General features: G+C 74.6%; 16 protein-coding genes. 11 read left to right on the top strand and 5 right to left on the bottom strand.

What is annotated here, in order from left to right; translation table 11 throughout:
* Positions 1-29 precede the first annotated feature (29 nt).
* Entirely contained in the window at positions 30-782 is a 753-nt protein-coding gene (locus FB380_RS16190; RefSeq protein WP_166756399.1) for an SDR family NAD(P)-dependent oxidoreductase, read from the bottom strand.
* Between the two features lie 258 nt (positions 783-1,040).
* Here FB380_RS16190 and FB380_RS16195 point away from each other — a divergent pair, with 258 nt between their 5' ends.
* From FB380_RS16195 to FB380_RS16215, 5 genes are all read left to right on the top strand, one after another.
* Positions 1,041-3,449: a glycoside hydrolase family 2 TIM barrel-domain containing protein gene (locus tag FB380_RS16195; RefSeq protein WP_166756400.1), complete on the top strand. Its 2,409-nt coding sequence runs from the start codon at positions 1,041-1,043 to the stop codon at positions 3,447-3,449.
* Between the two features lie 89 nt (positions 3,450-3,538).
* Complete coding sequence (locus FB380_RS16200; RefSeq protein ID WP_166756401.1) at positions 3,539-4,117, top strand: DUF1349 domain-containing protein; 579 nt, start codon at positions 3,539-3,541, stop codon at positions 4,115-4,117.
* Positions 4,118-4,226: 109 nt separating this feature from the next.
* On the top strand, positions 4,227-6,473 hold the full coding sequence (locus FB380_RS16205; RefSeq protein ID WP_229681920.1) for a glycoside hydrolase family 3 C-terminal domain-containing protein: 2,247 nt from the start codon (positions 4,227-4,229) through the stop codon (positions 6,471-6,473).
* Complete coding sequence (locus tag FB380_RS16210) at positions 6,470-7,261, top strand: SGNH/GDSL hydrolase family protein (RefSeq protein ID WP_166756403.1); 792 nt, start codon at positions 6,470-6,472, stop codon at positions 7,259-7,261. The genes FB380_RS16205 and FB380_RS16210 overlap by 4 nt, the downstream gene beginning before the upstream one ends.
* A gap of 73 nt (positions 7,262-7,334) precedes the next feature.
* A complete protein-coding gene (locus tag FB380_RS16215) occupies positions 7,335-8,351 on the top strand; it encodes a zinc-dependent alcohol dehydrogenase family protein (protein ID WP_166756404.1) in 1,017 nt (338 codons plus the stop codon).
* Positions 8,352-8,384: 33 nt separating this feature from the next.
* Here the strand turns inward: FB380_RS16215 and FB380_RS16220 are convergent, their stop codons facing one another.
* Together FB380_RS16220 and FB380_RS16225 are read right to left on the bottom strand one after the other, a co-directional pair.
* The gene (locus FB380_RS16220; protein WP_166756405.1) at positions 8,385-10,052 is read right to left on the bottom strand and encodes an MDR family MFS transporter; all 1,668 of its coding nucleotides are present in this window, start codon (positions 10,050-10,052) and stop codon (positions 8,385-8,387) included.
* 46 nt (positions 10,053-10,098) lie between these two features.
* Complete coding sequence (locus FB380_RS16225) at positions 10,099-10,698, bottom strand: acyl-CoA-like ligand-binding transcription factor (RefSeq protein WP_208383654.1); 600 nt, start codon at positions 10,696-10,698, stop codon at positions 10,099-10,101.
* 166 nt (positions 10,699-10,864) lie between these two features.
* Here FB380_RS16225 and FB380_RS16230 point away from each other — a divergent pair, with 166 nt between their 5' ends.
* From FB380_RS16230 to FB380_RS16255, 5 genes are all read left to right on the top strand, one after another.
* Complete coding sequence (locus FB380_RS16230; RefSeq protein ID WP_229681921.1) at positions 10,865-11,731, top strand: SDR family oxidoreductase; 867 nt, start codon at positions 10,865-10,867, stop codon at positions 11,729-11,731.
* A 4-nt stretch (positions 11,732-11,735) separates the two neighbouring features.
* On the top strand, positions 11,736-12,938 hold the full coding sequence (locus FB380_RS16235) for a pyridoxal phosphate-dependent aminotransferase (RefSeq protein WP_166756406.1): 1,203 nt from the start codon (positions 11,736-11,738) through the stop codon (positions 12,936-12,938).
* Entirely contained in the window at positions 12,935-13,708 is a 774-nt protein-coding gene (locus tag FB380_RS16240; RefSeq protein WP_166756408.1) for a nitrilase-related carbon-nitrogen hydrolase, read from the top strand. The genes FB380_RS16235 and FB380_RS16240 overlap by 4 nt, the downstream gene beginning before the upstream one ends.
* Positions 13,709-13,805: 97 nt before the next feature.
* A complete protein-coding gene (locus FB380_RS26340; protein ID WP_425563410.1) occupies positions 13,806-14,894 on the top strand; it encodes a cold-shock protein in 1,089 nt (362 codons plus the stop codon).
* 94 nt (positions 14,895-14,988) lie between these two features.
* Positions 14,989-16,689 carry a long-chain-fatty-acid--CoA ligase gene (locus FB380_RS16255; RefSeq protein ID WP_166756410.1) on the top strand — a complete coding sequence of 567 codons (1,701 nt, stop codon included), beginning with the start codon at positions 14,989-14,991 and terminating at the stop codon, positions 16,687-16,689.
* Positions 16,690-16,799: 110 nt separating this feature from the next.
* On the opposite strand, the gene FB380_RS16260 is transcribed toward FB380_RS16255, so the two are convergent.
* Both FB380_RS16260 and FB380_RS16265 read right to left on the bottom strand, forming a co-directional pair.
* Complete coding sequence (locus tag FB380_RS16260; protein ID WP_166756411.1) at positions 16,800-18,167, bottom strand: serine hydrolase domain-containing protein; 1,368 nt, start codon at positions 18,165-18,167, stop codon at positions 16,800-16,802.
* Positions 18,168-18,455: 288 nt separating this feature from the next.
* Positions 18,456-18,824 carry a VOC family protein gene (locus FB380_RS16265; protein WP_166756412.1) on the bottom strand — a complete coding sequence of 123 codons (369 nt, stop codon included), beginning with the start codon at positions 18,822-18,824 and terminating at the stop codon, positions 18,456-18,458.
* A gap of 62 nt (positions 18,825-18,886) precedes the next feature.
* Here FB380_RS16265 and FB380_RS16270 point away from each other — a divergent pair, with 62 nt between their 5' ends.
* Positions 18,887-19,342, top strand: a complete 456-nt coding sequence (locus FB380_RS16270) for a MarR family winged helix-turn-helix transcriptional regulator (protein ID WP_166756413.1) — start codon at positions 18,887-18,889, stop codon at positions 19,340-19,342.
* Positions 19,343-19,345 lie beyond the last annotated feature (3 nt).

The raw sequence follows: 19,345 nt of genomic DNA on the forward strand, positions 1-19,345 counted from the left end.
CGGGACGTGCCTCGGCGGGCCGGTGCGGCTCAAAGCGTGGTCATCCCGCCGTCGACCGCGAAGGTCGCGCCGGTGGCGAACACTGACTCGTCGCTGGCGAGGAACACCATGACGCCCTCGAGGTCGTCCGTCGTGCCGGCCCGGCCCATCGGGATCCGGCCGACGATCGCGGCCCGCGCGACGGGGTCGGCGGTGAGGGTGCTGACCAGACCCGTCTCGGTGTAGGGCGGCACGACGGTGTTCACCCGAATGCCCCGGCGGGCGTAGGCGGCGGCGACCGTGCGGCCGAGCCCGTGCATCCCGGCCTTGGACGAGGCGTAGGCGGTGAACTCCGCGCCCTCACCGCGGACGGCGGTCGGACTCCCGGTGAGCACGATCGACCCGCCGCCGACGGTGAGCATCCCCCGAACGGCGTGCTTCACCGTCAGGAACGCGCCGGTCAGGTTCACCTCGTGGGTGCGGCGCCAGACGTCGAGGTCCAGGTCGGCGATCTCGGCGTCCTGGCCGAACAGCTGCACGCCGGCGTTGACGACCACCACGTCGGGGACCCAGCCGTCCGCTGCCAGCGCGGCGAACCCACCCGCGACGCTGTCCTCGTCGGCGACGTCCATCGGCACCGCCCGCCCGCCCGACGCCCCGGCGGCTGCCACGGCACCGTCGGCGTCCCGGTCGGCGTAGGCCACCCGCGCCCCCTCGGCGGCAAACCGGTCGGCCACTGCCCGCCCGATGCCGGCCGCGGCCCCGGTGACCAATGCCGTCTTACCTGCCAGTCGCGTGCCCATCCGGGCAGACTGCCTCGACTCCTCGCCGTCGGACAGGTCCACTGCCATCCACCGGCACCACCGGCGAGCTGCCGCCCAATGGCAGCCGGGTGGCCTCCAGTGACGACGGTCACCGAGGATCGAGCGCGTCCGGGCTCCAGCGGCGATCCAGCAGACGGCGGATCGCCCTTCGGCTGGGTCCGGGCGGCATGGGGCGCTCCAGCCAGGACGCCATCCGTCGCGTGCTGACCTTCCTCCGACGACTCGAGAGGGGCAGCCATGCGCCGCACCCCGTTCACCACCGGCTGGCAGTTCCGGCCGCACGCCAACCACTTCGCCGAGATCAACGGCGCAGGCCAGTCCTGGCAGGACGTGACCCTGCCGCACGACGCGACGCTCGGTCAGCCGCGGGACGCCGCGCACGGCCCGGGCACCGCGTACTTCCCCGGTGGCGTCTACGAGTACCTCACCACGGTCGCCGCACCGGGGGAGTGGCGCGACCGGGTGGTGGCGCTGGAGTTCGAGGGCGTCTACCGCTCCGCGCAGGTGTTCGTGAACGGCAGCCTGGCCGGGCAGTGGGCGACCGGGTACACCCAGTTCACCGTCCCGCTGGACGACCACCTCCGGTACGGGCAGGACAACGAGGTGCGGGTGGTCTGCCGCAGCCACGCCGACTCCCGCTGGTACGCAGGCGCCGGCATCCACCGCCCGGTGCACCTGCTCGTCGGCCCGCTGGTGCACCTCGCCCAGGACGGCGTCACGGTCACCACCGAGCAGGTCGACGGTGGCGTCGCCGTCGTCGGCGTGGCGGCCACGGTGGCGCACGCCGGCCGGGGCCTGGCCCACCGGGAGCTGGTCATCGAGCTGCGCGACGCCGCCGGCACGGTCGTCGGGACGGGGACCTCGCCGGTCACCGTGCTGCCCGGGGAGCCGGCGGTGGTCCGGCAGCGGTTCCTCGTCCGGGACGCCGCGCTGTGGAGCCCCGACTCGCCCGCGCTGTACACCGCCGCCGTCGTCCTGCGCGACGGTGCGGCCGAGACCGACGCCGAGGACGTCCGCTTCGGGATCCGCACCCTGTCGCTGGACCTGGAGCGGGGCCTGCGGGTCAACGGCGAGACGGTGCTGCTGCGCGGCGCGTGCGTGCACGCCGACAACGGCGTGCTCGGCGCGGCCGCGATCGACCGGGCCGACGAGCGGCGGGTGGAGCTGCTCCAGGCCGCCGGGTTCAACGCGCTGCGCAGCTCGCACGGACCGATGCCCCGGGCGATGCTCGACGCCTGCGACCGGCTGGGCGTGCTGGTGATGGACGAGCTCACCGACATGTGGACGGAGAACAAGACCGACTTCGACGCCGCCCTCGACTTCCCGCAGTGGTGGGAACGCGAGGTCGCGGCGATGGTCGCCAAGGACCGCAACCACCCCAGCGTGGTCATGTACTCGATCGGCAACGAGATCCCGGAGCTCGCCAAGCCGCACGGCGGGCTGTGGTCCCGGCGGCTGGCCGAGGCGGTCCGCGCACTGGACGGCACCCGGTTCGTCACCGCCGGCATCAACGCGATGCTCACCGTGCTGGGCGAGGCCCGGGGCCCCGAGGGCGTCGAGGCCGGGATCAACACCGCGCTCACCGACATGGGCGAGTTCATGGAGCACCTGTCGGTGTCGTCGATGGTCGGCGAGCGCACCGCGGAGGCCTACGACGTCCTCGACGTGGCCGGGATGAACTACATGGAGGCCCGCTACGAGCTGGACCGGGAGCTGTTCCCGCGGCGGGTGATCGTCGGTTCGGAGACCTTCGCGCAGAAGATCGACCGGCTCTGGCGGCTGGTGCAGGACCACCCGCACGTCATCGGTGACTTCACCTGGACCGGGTGGGACTACCTCGGCGAGGTCGGCATCGGCCGGGCCTGGGACACCGCGGACCCGGCCGCGGCCGGCTTCAGCGGCGCGTTCCCGTGGCTGCTGGCCTGGTGCGGCGACATCGACGTCACCGGGCACCGCCGCCCGGCCTCCTGGTACCGGGAGATCGTCTTCGGGCTGCGCCGCGACCCCTACCTGGCGGTGCAGCGGCCGGAGCACTCCGGCCGGACCTGGGGCTCGACCCCCTGGGGGTGGGCCGACACGGTGGGCAGCTGGAGCTGGGCCGGCGCCGAGGGCACGCCGCTGGAGGTGGAGGTCTACAGCGACGCCGAGGAGGTCGAGCTGCTGCTGGACGGGCGCTCGCTGGGCACCGCACCGGCGGGGGAGGCCCACCGGTTCCGCGCCGAGTTCGCGGTGCCCTTCGCCCCGGGTGAGCTCACCGCGGTCGCCCGCACCGGCGGCCAGGAGACGGGCCGGTTCTCCCTCCGCACGGCGACCGGGGACGTGCGCCTGGCGGCCGCCGCCGACCGGGACGTCGTCCGGGCCGACGGGACCGACCTGGCGTACGTCGACCTGTCCCTGACCGACGCCGACGGCACGGTGTTCACCGGCGTCGACCGGGTGGTGACCGTCGTCGTCGAGGGGCCGGCCGTGCTGGCCGGGTTCGGCAGCGCCGCGCCGTCCACCACCGAGTCCTACCTCGACGACGTGCACACCACCTTCGACGGCCGGGCGCTCGCCGTCGTCCGCCCGACCGGCCCCGGGACGATCACACTGACCGCGACGGCGGAGGGCTGCGCACCCGTCGCGGTGACGGTCCAGGCGCACTGACCGGTCGAGACCCGTCCCGCTGCGGTGTCCGCCTCGGGGGACACCGCAGCGGGGCGCGTCTCGATGTGGGAGCTGGCTACGGTGCTGGCATGACGGACGTGGTGCAGCCCTGGGGCGCCGGCGAATGGACGACGCCGCCGGTCGCGGCCACCGAGGACGGCGACGACCTGCTGGTCACCGCGGTCGAGGGCAGCGACGCGTGGCGGCACACCAGCTACGGGTTCGTGCACGACGACGCGCACGCCCTGCTCGCGCCGCTCGACGGTGCGGTCGAGGTGACCTTCGACGCCGACCTCGACCAGCAGTTCGACCAGGCGGGGCTGATGCTGCGGGCCGACGCGGAGACCTGGCTGAAGAGCGGCGTCGAGTTCTCCGACGGCGCCCCGCAGCTGGGCGCGGTGGTCACCCTCGGCCGCTCCGACTGGTCGGTGGCGCCGGTGCCGGACTGGGCCGGCCGCCGGGTGACCGTGCGGGCCAGCCGGGCAGGGGACGCCGTCACCGTCCGGGCCCGGGTGGACGACGAGCCGTTCCGGCTGGTCCGGGTGGCCTGGTTCCCGCCGGACGCCGAGGTGCACGCCGGCCCCTACTGCTGCGCGCCCACCCGGGCCGGCCTCGTCGTCCGCTTCCGTCGCTGGGCCACCGGCCCGGCCGACGCCGCCCTGCACTGAACAGCCCCGGGCTGGACGGCCCTGCACCGGACAGTGCTGCGCCGAGCCGTCCTCCCGCTGGATGGCAAGGCGGCCGACGCCGTGGTCGGGGGCTCGGCAGGATCGACGGGTGACCCCCACCACCCCGCTCGACCCGACCGCGCTGCCGCTCGAGCAGAAGGCGGCGCTCCTCTCCGGCCAGGACTTCTGGTCCACCCCGCCCGTCGAGGCCGCCGGCCTCCCGTCGGTGGTGCTCACCGACGGCCCGCACGGCGTCCGCCGCCAGGTGGGCGACCTGGACCAGATCGGGCTGCTGGAGAGCGTGCCGGCCACCTGCTTCCCGCCGGCGGTCGCGGTCGGCTCCAGCTGGGACCCGGAGGTGGCCGAGCGGATCGGTGCGGCGATCGGGGTCGAGGCGCGCGCGATCGGCGTCCCCGTCGTCCTCGGGCCCGGGGTGAACATCAAGCGGTCACCACTGTGCGGGCGCAACTTCGAGTACTACTCCGAGGACCCGCTGCTGGCCGGGGTGCTGGGCGCCGCGCACGTCCGCGGCCAGCAGGACGCGGGCGTCGGGGCCTCGGTGAAGCACTTCGCGGCCAACAACCAGGAGACCCAGCGCATGCAGGTCAGCGCCGACGTCGACGAGCGCACGCTGCGCGAGATCTACCTGCCGGCGTTCGAGCGGGTGGTCACCGAGGCGCAGCCGGCGACGGTGATGTGCGCCTACAACAAGGTGAACGGCGTCTACGCCTCCCAGAACCGCTGGCTGCTCACCGAGGTGCTGCGCGAGGAGTGGGGCTTCGCCGGCGCCGTCGTCTCCGACTGGGGCGCGGTCGACGACCGGGTCGCCGCCCTGGAGGCGGGGCTGGACCTGCAGATGCCCGGTGACCACGGTGCCGGCAACGCCCTCGTCGTGGACGCCGTCCGCACCGGGCGGCTGGACGAGGCCGTCGTCGACCGCAGCGTTGCCCGGGTGGCGGCGCTGGCCGGGTACGTCACCGAGCCGGCCCATGCCGCCGACGTCGCTGCCTTCGACGCCGACGCCCACCACGCGCTGGCCCGCGAGCTGGCGGCCGGCTGTGCGGTGCTGCTGAAGAACGACGGCGGCGCGCTGCCCCTGGCCGCCGGGCAGCGGGTCGCGGTCGTCGGCGAGTTCGCCCGGACCCCGCGTTTCCAGGGCGGCGGCAGCTCGCACGTCAACGCCACCCGGGTCGACGACGCGCTCACCGCGCTCACCGCCGCCCACCCCGGCGTCGCCTTCGCGGCCGGGTTCACCCTCGACGGCTCCGGGGACGTCGCCGCGCTGCGGGACGAGGCGGTCGAGCTGGCCCGGGACGCCGATGTCACCGTGGTGTTCGCCGGGCTGGCCGAGAGCGACGAGTCCGAGGGCTTCGACCGCACCCACCTGGACCTCCCGGCGGCCCAGGTGCAGCTGATCCGCGCCGTGGCCGCGGTCGCCCCGCGGACGGTCGTGGTCCTCTCCTCCGGGAGCGTGGTCTCCCTGGAGGGCTGGCACGACGACGTCGACGCGGTGCTCGCCGGGTTCCTGCTCGGCCAGGCCGGCGGCAGCGCGCTGGCCGACCTGCTCACCGGTGCTGCCGACCCGTCGGGACGGCTGGCCGAGACCATCCCCCTGCGCCTGCAGGACACCCCCAGCTGGCTGAACTTCCCGGGGGAGCAGGGGCACGTCCGCTACGGGGAGGGCGTGATGGTCGGCTACCGGCACCACGTGACGACCGGCACCCCGGTGCGCTACCCGTTCGGTCACGGGCTGAGCTACACGACGTTCGAGACGAGCGACCTGCAGGTCACGGCCACCGGCGCGGACAGCGCGGAGGTCGCCGTCACGGTGACCAACACCGGCGGACGCACCGGCCGGCACGTCGTCCAGGTGTACGTGGCGACCAGCGCCGGACCGGTCCGGCGGCCCGCCCGCGAGCTGCGCGCCTTCGGCAAGGTGTCGTTGGCGCCGGGGGAGTCCCGGACGGTGACGTTCGCGCTGGACCGCCGGGCGTTCGCCTACTGGGACGTGCGCGAGTCCGGCTGGGTGGTGGCGCCGGGGGAGCACACCGTCCAGGTCGGCCGCAGCGCCGCCGACGTGGTGGCCGAGGCGAGCCTGACGCTGGCCGGCGACGAGATCGTCCCGGAGCTCACCCTGCAGTCCTCGGTCGCCGAGTGGTTCGAGCACCCGGTGGCCGGGCCGCAGCTGCTCGAGGGGTTCCTGGCGACCATGCCGGAGGGCGCTGCGGAGATGCACGCCGGGATGCTGCAGATGATCGGGTCCATGCCGATGCGCCGGTTCGCGGCCGACTTCGGCGCGGCGATCCCCACCGACGAGCTGGAACGGCTCATGGCGGCCGCGCGGGCCGCCCGGTGACCCGCTACGTCGCGCTCGGCAGCTCGTTCGCCGCCGGCCCGGGCATCGAGCCGATCCTGGACCCCGGGTGCGCCCGCTCGGGTGGCAACTACCCGCACCTGGTCGCCGAGCGCCTCGGGTACGACCTGGTCGACGTCACCTCGGGCGGGGCGACGATCGACGACGTCCTCACCCGGCCGCAGGCGCTGCTGGCCGGCGGCACCGTGCCGCCGCAGGTCGACGCGGTCGGCCCGGACGCCGACCTGGTGACCGTGACCGTCGGCGGCAACGACGTCGAGTACCTGCTCACCCTGCTGCGCTGCTCGTCCCGGGCCGACCCGGAGGGCACCCCGCTGCCGGCCCGGGCGTTCTTCGGCACCCCGATCGACCCGGCCGCGGTGCACGCCGCGCTGGCCGTGCTGCCGGGCCGGCTGGCGGGGCTGGTCGGCGAGGTCCGCCGCCGGGCACCGCGGGCCCGGGTGGTGCTGGTCGACTACCTGACCGTGGTGCCGGACCGGGCCACCCCCGCCTTCCCGATGAGCGAGGAGCACCGCCTGCTCTGCGCCGACGTCGGCCGGCGGCTGGAGGCGGCCACCGCCGCCGCTGCGCGGGACAGCGGCGCCGAGCTGGTGGCGGCCTCGGCCGTCTCCCGGGACCACGCCGTCGGCTCGGCGGACCCGTGGGTCACCGGCTGGGTCTTCGGTGACCTGCTCGGCGGCGGGGTGGCGCCCTACCACCCGAACGCCGCCGGGATGCGCGCCGTCGCCGACCTGCTGACCGACCGGCTCACCGCCGCACCCGTGTCCTGAGGGGCGGTTCGTCTCGTCGGGGACGGGCAAGGAGGACGGGTCCCCACCCCCGTCCGAGAGGAACACCACCAGCATGCGCGGAGCCGTCCTGCACGCCCCCGGCGACGTCCGCGTCGAGCAGCTCGACGACCCCCGGGTCCTCGAGCCCACCGACGCCGTCGTCCGGGCCTCCGCCACCTGCGTCTGCGGCTCGGACCTCTGGTCCTACCGGGGCATCAACGAGGTCACCGAGCCGACGCCGATCGGCCACGAGTACTGCGGGATCGTGGAGGAGGTCGGTGCCGACGTCACCGCGGTCCGGCCGGGCCAGTTCGTCATCGTCCCGTTCATCGCCTCCGACGGCACCTGTGCGAACTGCCGGGCCGGCTACCAGAGCGCCTGCGTGCACCGGGTCGGCATCGGCGGCGCCCAGGCCGAGCTGCTGCGGGTGCCGCACGCCGACGGCACCCTGGTCGCCACCCCGGAGGTCCCGGCGCCGGAGCTGCTGCCCAGCCTGCTCACCCTCTCCGACGTCATGGCCACCGGCTGGTTCGCCGCGGTGGCCGCCGGCGTGCAGCCGGGGATGACCGTCGCGGTCGTGGGGGACGGCGCCGTCGGCCTGCTCGGGGTGCTCTCCGCCCAGCAGCTGGGGGCCGAGCGGATCATCGCGATGAGCCGCCACGAGCCCCGGCAGCGGCTGGCCACCGGCTTCGGCGCCACCGACATCGTGACCGAGCGCGGGGACGAGGGCGTCGCGCGCATCCGGGACCTCACGAACGGGGTGGGCGCCGACGCCGTCCTGGAGTGCGTGGGCACCGGCGAGTCGATGGACCAGGCGATCCGCTCCACCCGCCCCGGCGGTGGGGTCGGCTTCGTCGGCGTCCCGCACGGCGTGGAGATCACCGGCCGGCAGCTGTTCTCCACGATGGTGCGGCTGCACGGCGGCCCGGCGCCGGTGCGCCGCTTCCTGCCCGACCTCATCGACCGGGTCTGGTCCGGGGCGATCGACCCGGGCCGGGTGTTCGACCTGCAGCTGCCGCTGGACCAGGCGGCCGAGGGCTACCGCGCGATGGACGAGCGGCGCGCGGTCAAGGCGCTGCTGACGCCCTGACCGGTGGGGCCCCGGGCCGGGGCCCCACCGCCGTCAGGTCCGGACGGGCGCGTCCTCGTCCCGGTCGTCGCCGACCGGCTCGACCAGCACCGGCTGCTCGACGCCCGGCTCCGCCCGCAGCGCGGCGAGCTCGTCCTCCGAGGACACCGCCTCGCCGCGGGCGACCATGCCGGCGACGTCGGACAGCGGCACCTCCCGCAGCGCCAGGGCCAGCAGCAGCGCGAGGACCAGGATCGGCACCAGGTACCAGAACACCGGCGCCAGGGCGTCGGCGTAGGCGTCCACGATCGCGGTGCGCAGCGGCTCACCGGCGGCCTCGACCGCCGTCGGCACCAGGGTGTCCGGCGAGGTGATCCCGGCCTGCACCGCCTGCTCGGGGTTCCCGGCCAGCGCCTCGCCGAGCCGGTCGCCCAGCCGGGAGGTGAACAGCGTGCCGAAGACGGCGACGCCCAGGACGGCGCCGACCTCGCGGAAGTAGTTGTTCGTCGAGGTCGCGGTGCCGATCTGCGCGGCCGGGACGGCGTTCTGCGCGGCCAGCACGACGTTCTGCATGATCAATCCGAGGCCGGCGCCGAGCAGGAAGAACATCGCGCCGACGGTCCACAGTGCGGTGTCCCCGGCCAGCGTGGTCATCCAGACCATCGCCGCCAGGATCAGCGCGACCCCGGCGACGGTGAACACCTTGTAGCGGCCGGTGCGCATGATGACCGCGGCCGAGCTCTGGATGGTCAGGATGATCCCGGCGGTCATCGGCAGCATCAGCAGGCCCGAGTTCGCCGCCGAGAGGCCCGAGCTCATCTGCAGGTAGGTGGGCATGAAGGCGATCGCGGAGAACATGCCCAGGCCGACCGCCATGCCCAGCGCGGTGGCCACCACGAAGGTCGGGTTGCGGAACAGGGACAGCGGGACGATCGGCTCCACCGCCCGCCGCTCCACCACCACGAAGGCGGCGACCGAGGCGGCGAGCACGGCCAGCAGCGCCAGCACCTGCCAGGAGCCCCAGCCCTCGCTGCCGCCGATGTCGCTGGCCAGCACCAGCGACGTGGTGGCAGCCGACAGGGTGAGGATGCCGGCGAGGTCCAGCGGCGTGGTGTTCCGCTTGCGCGGCAGGGAGAGTGCGGCCCAGCCGACGGCGAAGGCGGCCAGCCCGATCGGCACGTTGACCCAGAAGCACCAGCGCCAGCCGAGGGCCGCGCTGTCGGTGAAGAACCCGCCGACCAGCGGCCCGGCCACGGCGGACAGCCCGAACAGCGCGCCGATCGGGCCCATGTACTTCGCCCGCTCCCGGGCCGGGACGATGTCGGCGATGATCGCCTGGGACAGGATCATCAGCCCGCCGCCGCCGAGGCCCTGCACGCCGCGCCAGAACACCAGCCAGCCGAAGTCCGGCGCCAGCGCGGCCCCCAGGCTCGCGACGGTGAACAGCCCGATGGCCACCAGGAACAGCGTGCGGCGGCCGAACAGGTCGCCGAACTTGCCGTAGACGGGCATGACCAGGGTGGTCGCCAGCAGGTAGGCGGTGGTCATCCAGGCCATGTGCGAGACACCGCCGAGCTCACCGACGATCGTCGGCATCGCGGTGGACACGATGGTCTGGTCCAGGGCGGCCATCAGCATGCCGGCGAGCAGCGCGCCGAAGATGGTGTTGATCCGCCGGCGGGTCAGGACGATGGGCGGCGCGGCAGCGGGCGCGCTGGACATGGGTCTCCTCGGAGTCGTGCGGGGTCGGGCGGGGGGAGCGGAGGGGTCAGCGGTGCGGAGCGGGGAAGCCCGCCTCGACCTGGTCCCAGCCCTCGTCGACGAGGGCGGGCAGGGATGCGGTGTAGCCGCCGGCGCTCCAGCGGTGCAGCGCCGTGCGCATCACCGAGCCCTGGACGGCGGCGAGCAGGGTGGGCTGGACGTCGAGGTCGGCCCGGGTGCCGGTACGGGCGGCGAGCCACTCGGCCAGCTCGCGCTCGCTCTGGGCGAAGGTCGCGGTGAGCCGGGCGGCCAGCACCGGGTGGGCCTCGACGACCTGGAGCCGCAGCGGCCACAGCTCCGTCTCGGCGGCCATCCGCTCGGCCGTGGCGGCCTGCACGGCCCGCAGCGCCTGGATCGGGGTCTCGTCGGCCGGCCTGGTCGACAGGGCCTCGGCCAGCCGGAGCGAGTGCTCCGGGTCCAGCCCGATGACCGCCTCGTCCTTGGACGGGAAGTAGTTGAAGAACGTGCGGGGGGAGACGTCGGCCGCGGCGGCGATCTCGTCGACCGACACCCGGTCCAGCCCGCGCTCGGCGACCAGCCGCAGCGCCGCCTCGTGCAGCGCCACCCGGGTGGCCTGCTTCTTGCGCTCGCGCAGCCCGGTGGTCACGGCGAGAGCATCGCAGAGAACATGCAGAGACTGCAAACATGCGCACACTGCATGGCGCGCCGTTGGTCGCCCCTGCGCCTGTCCCGGCGGCGTCCCACGGCAGCCCAGCTGGTGGACGGCGGGTGCGGACCGCGCGGCACCGGCGGCCATCGGCGAGGATCGGCCGGTGACCGACATCGAGAGCCCGCCCATCGCCGTCACCGGGTCGACCGGGCGGCTCGGCGGCCGGGTCGCCCGGCTGCTCGCAGACGCCGGGGTGCGCCAGCGGCTGCTGGTCCGGGACCCGGCGCGCGCCCCGCAGCTGCCCGGTACGACCGTGGCGGTCGCGCCCTACGCCGACCGGCGCGCCGTCCGCGAGGCGCTGACCGGCGTCGGCACGGTGCTGATGGTCTCCGGCAGCGAGTCCGCCGACCGGGTCGAGCAGCACCGCAGCTTCCTCGACGCGGCCGCGGACGCCGGGGTCGGGCACCTGGTCTACGTCTCCTTCCTCGGCGCCGCGCCGGACGCGACGTTCCTCCTGGCCCGCGACCACTGGGCCACCGAGGAGCACGCCCGGACCCTGGGCCTGCCGGCCACGTTCCTCCGCGACGGGCTCTACGCCGACGACATGCCGGGGCTGGTCGGCGAGGACGGCGTGATCCGCGGCCCGGCCGGCGACGGCCGGGCGTCGGTGGTGGCGCTGGACGACATCGCCGCCGTCGCCGCGACCGTGCTGCGCGACCCGGCGCCCCACGCCGGGGCTGCCTACGACCTCACCGGGCCGGCGGCGCTGACCCTTCCCGAGGTCGCCGAGACGATCACCGCCGTGACCGGCCGGCCCGTGCGGTACCAGGCGGAGACGGTCGAGGAGGCGTACGCCTCCCGGGTGCAGTTCGACGCACCCGACTGGCTCGTGGCCGCCTGGGTCTCCACGTACACGGCGATCGCCGCCGGGGAGATGGCGCCGGTCAGCAGCGACGTCCCGGACCTGCTCGGCCGCCCGGCCACCCCGCTGGCCGAGGTGCTGCGGCGGGGTGGGACCACGGCAGGATGAGCCGGTGACCTCCGCGCCGCACCTCGCCTCCCGGTTGCAGGGCTTCGGGACGACGGTCTTCGCCGAGATGAGCGCGCTCGCCGTCGCCACCGGCGCGATCAACCTGGGCCAGGGCTTCCCCGACGAGCCCGGCCCGGCTGAGGTGCTCGACGTGGCCCGGGCGGCGATCGGCACCGCGCACGACCAGTACCCGCCGGGCCCCGGGCAGCCCGACCTGCGGGCCGCGATCGCCGAGCACCAGCAGCGGTTCCACGGGCTGGCGTACGACCCGGCCGACGAGGTGCTGGTCACCGCCGGGGCCACCGAGGCGCTCACCGCCGCGCTGCTCGGGCTGCTGGAGCCCGGCGACGAGGTGGTGCTCTTCGAGCCGATGTACGACAGCTACGCCGCGGCGGTCGCGATGGCCGGCGGGGTGCTGCGCCCGGTCCCGCTGCGCCCGCCGCCCGCGGTCGCCGGCGAGGTCGCCACGGGCCGGTGGACCTTCGACGAGGCCGAGCTGCGCGCGGCGGTCACCCCGCGGGCGCGGCTGCTGCTGCTCAACACCCCGCACAACCCGACCGGCAAGGTCTTCACCCGCGCCGAGTTGGCGGTGCTGGCCGAGGTGGCCGGCGCCGCGGACCTGCTGGTGCTCACCGACGAGGTCTACGAGCACCTGGTGTTCGACGGTGCCGAGCACGTCTCGATCGCCACGCTGCCCGGCATGCGCGAGCGCACCCTGGTGGTCAGCAGCGGCGGCAAGACGTTCAGCACGACCGGCTGGAAGACCGGCTGGATCTGCGGCCCGGCGTCGCTGGTGGCGGCGGCCCGCACCGCGAAGCAGTACCTCACCTTCGTCAACGGCGGGCCGTTCCAGCCCGCGATCGCCGCCGGGCTGCGGCTGCCCGACTCGTACTTCACCCGCGTCGCCGCGGACCTGCAGCGCCGCCGCGACCTGCTGGTCGCCGGGCTGGCCGAGGCCGGGCTGCCGGTGGTGAGCCCGGAGGCCACCTACTTCGCCACCGTCGACGTCCGCCCGCGGCAGCCCGACGGCGACGGCATCGCCTTCTGCCGGACGCTGCCCGGGCGCGCCGGGGTGGTCGCCGTCCCGACCGTGGTCTTCTATGCCCCGCAGCACGCGGAGCTGGGGCGGCACCTGGTGCGCTTCGCCTTCTGCAAGCGTGACGAGGTGCTGGCCGAGGCGGCCCAGCGGTTGAGGGAGCTCACATGAGGATCGCGGCAGTGCAGCACGACATCGTCTGGGAGGACCGGGACGCGAACTTCGCGCGGCTGGCCCCCCAGGTGGCCCGCGCGGCCGGCGCCGGCGCGGAACTCGTGCTGCTCACCGAGACCTTCTCCACGGGGTTCTCCATGACGCCCGGGATCGGGGAGCCGGAGGGCGGTCCGTCGTCGCAGTTCCTCGCCGCCCAGGCGGCCGAGCACGGCGTCTGGGTGGCCGGCACCTGCCCGGAGACCGACGTCGAGGGCGAGCTGCCCTACAACACGTTCGTGCTCGCCGGCCCCGACGGCACCGCCCACCGCTACCGCAAGCTGCACCCCTTCGCCGACGAGCGGAACCGGTTCCGGTCCGGCACCGGCCCGGTCACCGTCGAGGTCGGCGGACTGCGGGTCACCCCGTTCATCTGCTACGACCTGCGCTTCGCGAACGTCTTCTGGGCGGCCGCACCGGACACCGACGTCTACCTGGTCCCGGCGAACTGGCCCAGCCCGCGCCGGCACCACTGGTCGGCGTTGCTGCAGGCGCGGGCGATCGAGAACCAGGCCTACGTGGTCGGCGGCAACCGGGTCGGCACGGCCGGCGACGGCACCGAGCACGCCGGGGACAGCCGGATCGTGAGCCCGATGGGCGAGCTGCTGGCCACCGCGTCGGGGGTGGAGACGATCGTGCTGGCCGACGTCGACGCCGCCGAGGTCGCCGCCACCCGCGACCGGTTCCCCTTCCTCGGCGACCGGCGGGACCTGGCCTCCCGGCCCGGCTGACCTGCCGCTGGGCGTCGTCCGCCCGAAAGCTGGGAGGATGGGTGCCGACCGGCCCCGGCATGGGGCCGAGGACGTCAAGATGTGCAGGAGCTGAAGGATGCCGCAGGGCACGGTCAAGTGGTTCAACGCCGAGAAGGGCTTCGGGTTCATCGAGCCCGACGACGGCGGGCAGGACGTGTTCGCGCACTTCTCGGCCATCGCCGACGACGGGGGCTTCCGCAGCCTGGACGAGGGGCAGCGGGTCGAGTACACCGCCAGCTCCGGCGACCGCGGCATGCAGGCCGACTCGATCCAGCCGCTGGGCGGCGGGGGTGGCCGGCCCGCCCGTGAGGAGCGCGGGCACCGGGACGACCCCCGGCAGGTGCGTGCCCCGCGGGCAGCTCGCAGCGGCAGTGGCGGGTCCGAGGGCACCGTGCGCTGGTTCAACGCCGAGAAGGGCTTCGGGTTCATCGAGCCCGACGAGGGCGGGGACGACGTGTTCGTGCACTTCTCCGCGATCGCCGACGACGGCGGCTTCCGCAGCCTCGACGAGGGGCAGCGGGTCGAGTACACCGCCAGCCCCGGCCAGCGCGGCATGCAGGCCGACTCCGTCCAGCCGCTCGGCGGCGCCCGCGCCCCCCAGCGCGAGGAGCGCGGCCGCCGGGACGACCGCGCCCCGCGCGGCGGGCGGGTCTCCGAGGGCACCGTGCGGTTCTTCAACGCCGACAAGGGCTTCGGCTTCATCGAGCCCGACGAGGGCGGCGACGACGTGTTCGTGCACTTCTCCGCCATCGAGGACGACGGCGGCTACCGCAGCCTGGACGAGGGACAGCGGGTCGCCTACACGGCCAGCCCCGGCCAGCGCGGCATGCAGGCCGACTCGGTCCGCCCGCTCGGCGGCAGCCGGCCGCCGGCCCGGTACGACGACCGGCGGGACGACCGGCCCCGCCGGGACGACCGGCCCGCGCGTGCCCCCCGCGCACCCCGCGCCGGCGGTGGCGGTGCCCAGGGCACCGTGCGCTGGTTCAACGCCGAGAAGGGCTTCGGGTTCATCGAGCCCGACGAGGGCGGGGACGACGTGTTCGTGCACTTCTCCGCCATCGCCGACGACGGCGGCTACCGCAGCCTGGACGAGGGGCAGCGGGTCGAGTACTCCGCCAGCCCCGGCCAGCGCGGCATGCAGGCCGACTCCGTCCAGCCGCTGTGACACCCTCCCGCTGACCGCCGGGCACCCGGGCGGTCAGCGGGACGGACGGGCTCCCCGTCGACCCCGGGTGCGCACCGGTCCGATGAGGGAGCAGATGGTCACCGAGGCAGACGGTGGAACGCCGGGGGAGTCCGCACCGGCCTGGACCCGGAGCTACGCCGAGGGCGTCCCGGCCGAGATCGAGGTCCCGCGGGAGACCGTCCCCGACCTGCTGGCCGCGGCGGTGCAGCGGTTCCCCGACCGGCCGGCGCTGGAGTTCTTCGGCGCGACCACCGACTACACCAAGCTCCAGGACGCCGTCGCGCGGGCGGCGACGGTGCTGCACGACCGCGGGGTGCGGCCGGGTGACCGGGTCGCCCTGGTGCTGCCGAACTGCCCGCAGCACGTGGTCGCCTTCCAGGCCGTCCTCCGGCTGGGAGCGGTGGTCGTCGAGCACAACCCGCTCTACACACCCGAGGAGCTCGGTCAGCAGTTCCGCGACCACGGCGCCGGAGTCGCCGTCGTCTGGGACGTCGTCGCCCCCGTGGTCCAGCGCCTGGACGCCCCGGAGCTGCGCGAGGTGCTCGCGGTCGACCTCAGCCGGGCGCTGCCGCTGGTCAAGCGGCTGGCGCTGCGGCTGCCGGTGCCGAAGGCCCGGGCCACCCGGGCGGCGATGACCAGGCCGGCCCCCGGGGCGACGCCCTGGGACGCCGTGGTGGCCGCGGCGACCCCGCTGGCGGTGGACCACCCGGGCCCGGCGCACGAGGACGTGGCGCTGCTGCAGTACACCGGCGGCACCACCGGCAGCCCCAAGGCCGCCGTCCTCACCCACCGGAACCTGGTCGCCAACGTCACCCAGTCCCTCGCCTGGGTGCCCCAGTTGCGGGCGGGGCAGGAGGTCTTCTACGGCGTCCTCCCGCTGTTCCACGCCTACGGCGTGCTGCTGTGCCTGGCCGCGGCGGTGCGGCTGGGGGCGGTGCTGGTGCTGTTCCCCCGCTTCGACGTCGACCAGGTGCTGGCGGCGGCCAAGCGGAGGCCGCCGACGTTCTTCCCCGGCGTCCCGCCGATGTACCAGCGGCTTGCGACCGCGGCGCAGGAGCGCGGTGTGGACCTGTCGGGCACCCGGGTGGCGATCTCCGGGGCCATGCCGCTGCCGCTGGAGACCGCGCAGCTGTGGGAGCGGGTGACCGGCGGGCTGGTCGTGGAGGGCTACGGGATGACCGAGGCCTCGCCGATCGTGATCGGCAACCCGGTGGGGCCGACCCGCCGGCCGGGCACCGTCGGGCTGCCGTTCCCGTCGACCCGGATGCGGGTGGTCGACCCGGAGGACCCGACCGTGGACCGGGCGCCGGGGGAGCGCGGGGAGCTGCTCGTCTCGGGCCCGCAGGTGTTCTCCGGCTACTGGAACCGGCCGGAGGAGACCGCCGCGGTGCTGCTGCCCGGTGGCTGGCTGCGCACCGGTGACGTGGTCGAGGTCGACGACGACGGCTTCGTCCGGATCGTCGACCGGATCAAGGAGCTGATCATCACCGGCGGCTTCAACGTCTACCCCTCCGAGGTCGAGGACGTGCTGAAGGCGGTCGACGGCATCACCGACGCCGCCGTCGTCGGCCTGCCCGGCCGGAACGGCGAGGAGGTCGTCGCCGCGGTGGTGCTGGACCGGGAGCTGGACCTGGACGCCGTCCGGGAGTCCACCCGCGGGTCGCTGGCCGCCTACAAGGTGCCGCGGCGCATCGTGGCGGTCGACGACCTGCCCCGCTCGCAGATCGGCAAGGTGCTCCGCCGCGAGGTCCGCGACCAGCTGCTCGCGGACTAGACGACCGATCCCACGGCATCGCGTCCGCGGGACCGTGGTCGAGCCGGTCAGCTCGACGACCGTCCCGCGGGACCGCGGTCAGCAGCGCGGCGCGTCCCGGAGGGCACCGGTCAGCGGGTCCAGCAGGAGCGGCCTGGCCAGGTCGACGCCCCGTCGACGTACTGGCTCGAGGACCGGGACGGCTGATCGTTCTGCTGACGAGGGGCCCCTGCGCCCGAGGTGGCAGGGACCGGCTGCGGGCGGACCAGTCCGTGCGCGCGCAGCGTGTCGTGGACCGTCGTCATCAGGACGGCGCTCTGGTCGTCGTCGGTGGCGCTGTTCAGCCCGATGGCGATGATCACCCCCGAGTCCGGGAAGTAGGCGTGCAGGGCGCGGAAGCCCAGCGTCTCGCCCTCGTAGAACCAGAACGTCCCGAGCTCCTCGACCGTGAGCTGGGCGATGCCCAGTCCGAACCCCTGGGGGTCGTCCACGGAGGTGCGCGCGATCGGCTGGCCGGTCGTGGTGGAGATGAGGCTCTCCAGCTCGGCCTGCTGCTGGGGCGGCAGCAGCCGGCCGCCGTAGAGAGCGCGTTCCCAGCGGGTCATGTCCCTGGTCGTGCTGATGATGCCGCCGGCAGCGCGCGCCCAGGACAGGGTGTCCCGGCTGACGTCCTGTCCGAACTGCGGCAACGGGAACTGCTCGTTGAACAGGTAGCCGGCGGGTTCGCGGCTGGTCACCGAGGCGGGGTAGACGTGGGGGCGGTAGTGCAGGTCGCGCAGGCACAGCGGATCGATGATGCGGTCGTAGAGCTGCTCCTGATAGCTCGCCCCGGTCACCCGTTCGATGATCATCTCGGCGAGGACGTAGTTCGTGTTCGAGTAGCTGTAGCCCGTCGTGGCCGGAGCGTCGAGCACGTAGCCGACCAGCCGTTCGGGTGAGAAGTACGTGTGCGGGTCGGCGCCGTAGTCGGCGTACCAGGCCGGCTGGTCGTCGTAGGTCGGGATGCCGCTGGTCATGTTCAGCAGGCGGCGGATCGTCACGTCCCCCCACTGCGGGTACTGCGGCAGCCAGGTGCTGAGGGTGTCGTCGATGGACAGGCGGTGCTCGGCCTCCAGTTGCAGCAGCAGCACGGCGGTGAACGCCTTGGTGTTGCTGCCGATCTGCCAGACGCTGTCCGGTCGCACCGGCACCGAGCCGCCGAGGGTCGTCGTCCCGGCGCTGACGTCGATGGTCCACCGACGATCGGGCAGGCTCACGCTCAGACCCGCGCCCGAGACGTGCTCGGCCGCCCCGCGCTCCTGCAGGTAGGCCTCCAGGTCCGCCCGCAGCTGCGCCTCCAGGTCGCCTGCGCCTGCGGTCGCCGGACCGGCCGGCATGGCGCGCGCGGGGACGTTCCCCCCGATCGGCGCGACGAGTCCTCCCAGCACGATCAGCGCGGCGACGAGTGCGCGGACCAGGCGTGCGCGGCTGTGCAGCAGTGGTGCTCGGTCTTCGGTCATCGCGGGCTCCGCCGGGAGGGAGATGTCGAGCAGGGCTGCCCACCGTCCCGGGGCCGAGCCGCCGATGGGAGTTCTCGATGGACGTGCGTCCGCGTCCCCGGCGTGTCCCTACGCCGCTCCACCTCCTCCCTCACCCGAGGGGCCGGCACCGCCCCCGGCGTGCGCGGGTGCCCGCAGGCTGCGACGCCCCGATGTCCGCCTGGACCGCCGCGGCCGGTCGTGGCCGTCGATGACCTGCCTGCTCGCCGACCAGCCCGGCGCACCCGTGCCCGGTCGGCGGGCGGCTGATCAGGCCCGGTCGTGCAGGGTGACGTGGTACCCGTCGGGGTCGGCGAAGGTGAACGTCCGGCCGAAGGGCCCGTCGACGGGTGCGGAGACGACGGTGTGCCCGTCGGCGGCGAGCGCGTCGTGGATGGCCTGGACGTCGGTGGCGTGCAGCCAGATCGCGGCGCCGATGCCGGGCTGGGGGACGGAGACGAGATCGGTGCCGGGGACGACGTCGCGCAGGGCGAACGCGATCGGCTTCGTCTCGAAGACGACGGCGTGCGGGGGCCCGGCCGGCGAGCGGACGAGGCCGAGGTACTGCTCGTAGAACGCCTGGGACGCGGCGAGGTCGCGCGCCTGCAGGGAGATGAAGTCGGGGCCGGTCACGGGCATGGAACGCTCCTCCGAGGCATGTCAGGTTCCTGACACGCATGACGTTATGTCAGAATCCTGACATGAGTCAAGACGGCGGCATCGACCTGGAGACGTCGCTGGGCTACCTGCTCAAGGAGGCGTCGAGCGCGCTCCGCACGGCCATGGAGGAGGTGCTGCGGCCGCTCGGGATGAGCGTGACCCACTACTCCTGCCTGGAGCTGCTGGCCCAGCGACCGGGCTCGTCGAACTCCGAGCTGGCCCGGGGGGCGTTCGTGACCCGTCAGTCGATGAATGTGCTGCTCCAGGCCCTGGAGCGGGACGGCTACGTGACCCGTCCCGCCGAGGCGCCGGTCGGGAAGGCCCTGCCCACGCGGCTCACCCCGCGCGGCCGGCGCAGTCTGGATAAGGCGACCGCGGCGGTCCGGTCCGTCGAGGTCAGGATGCTGGCCGGTCTGACCGAGACGGAGCAGGCGACCGCGCTCCGGTTGCTGCGGAGCATGGTCCGTTCGCTGCGCGAGGAAGCCCCGCCCGGCTGAGCG

The sequence above is a fragment of the Modestobacter marinus genome, assembly GCF_011758655.1.
Classification (GTDB): Bacteria; Actinomycetota; Actinomycetes; order Mycobacteriales; family Geodermatophilaceae; genus Modestobacter; species Modestobacter marinus.

Bases quoted from the DNA above. Each gene is read 5' to 3' on its own strand.
- FB380_RS16260 (WP_166756411.1), bottom strand. From the start codon at position 18,167: ATGACCGAAGACCGAGCACCACTGCTGCACAGCCGCGCACGCCTGGTC.
- FB380_RS16265 (WP_166756412.1), bottom strand. From the start codon at position 18,824: ATGCCCGTGACCGGCCCCGACTTCATCTCCCTGCAGGCGCGCGACCTC.
- FB380_RS16240 (WP_166756408.1), top strand. From the start codon at position 12,935: ATGAGGATCGCGGCAGTGCAGCACGACATCGTCTGGGAGGACCGGGAC.
- FB380_RS16220 (WP_166756405.1), bottom strand. From the start codon at position 10,052: ATGTCCAGCGCGCCCGCTGCCGCGCCGCCCATCGTCCTGACCCGCCGG.
- FB380_RS16190 (WP_166756399.1), bottom strand. From the start codon at position 782: ATGGGCACGCGACTGGCAGGTAAGACGGCATTGGTCACCGGGGCCGCG.
- FB380_RS16255 (WP_166756410.1), top strand. From the start codon at position 14,989: ATGGTCACCGAGGCAGACGGTGGAACGCCGGGGGAGTCCGCACCGGCC.
- FB380_RS26340 (WP_425563410.1), top strand. From the start codon at position 13,806: ATGCCGCAGGGCACGGTCAAGTGGTTCAACGCCGAGAAGGGCTTCGGG.
- FB380_RS16195 (WP_166756400.1), top strand. From the start codon at position 1,041: ATGCGCCGCACCCCGTTCACCACCGGCTGGCAGTTCCGGCCGCACGCC.
- FB380_RS16215 (WP_166756404.1), top strand. From the start codon at position 7,335: ATGCGCGGAGCCGTCCTGCACGCCCCCGGCGACGTCCGCGTCGAGCAG.
- FB380_RS16270 (WP_166756413.1), top strand. From the start codon at position 18,887: ATGAGTCAAGACGGCGGCATCGACCTGGAGACGTCGCTGGGCTACCTG.
- FB380_RS16200 (WP_166756401.1), top strand. From the start codon at position 3,539: ATGACGGACGTGGTGCAGCCCTGGGGCGCCGGCGAATGGACGACGCCG.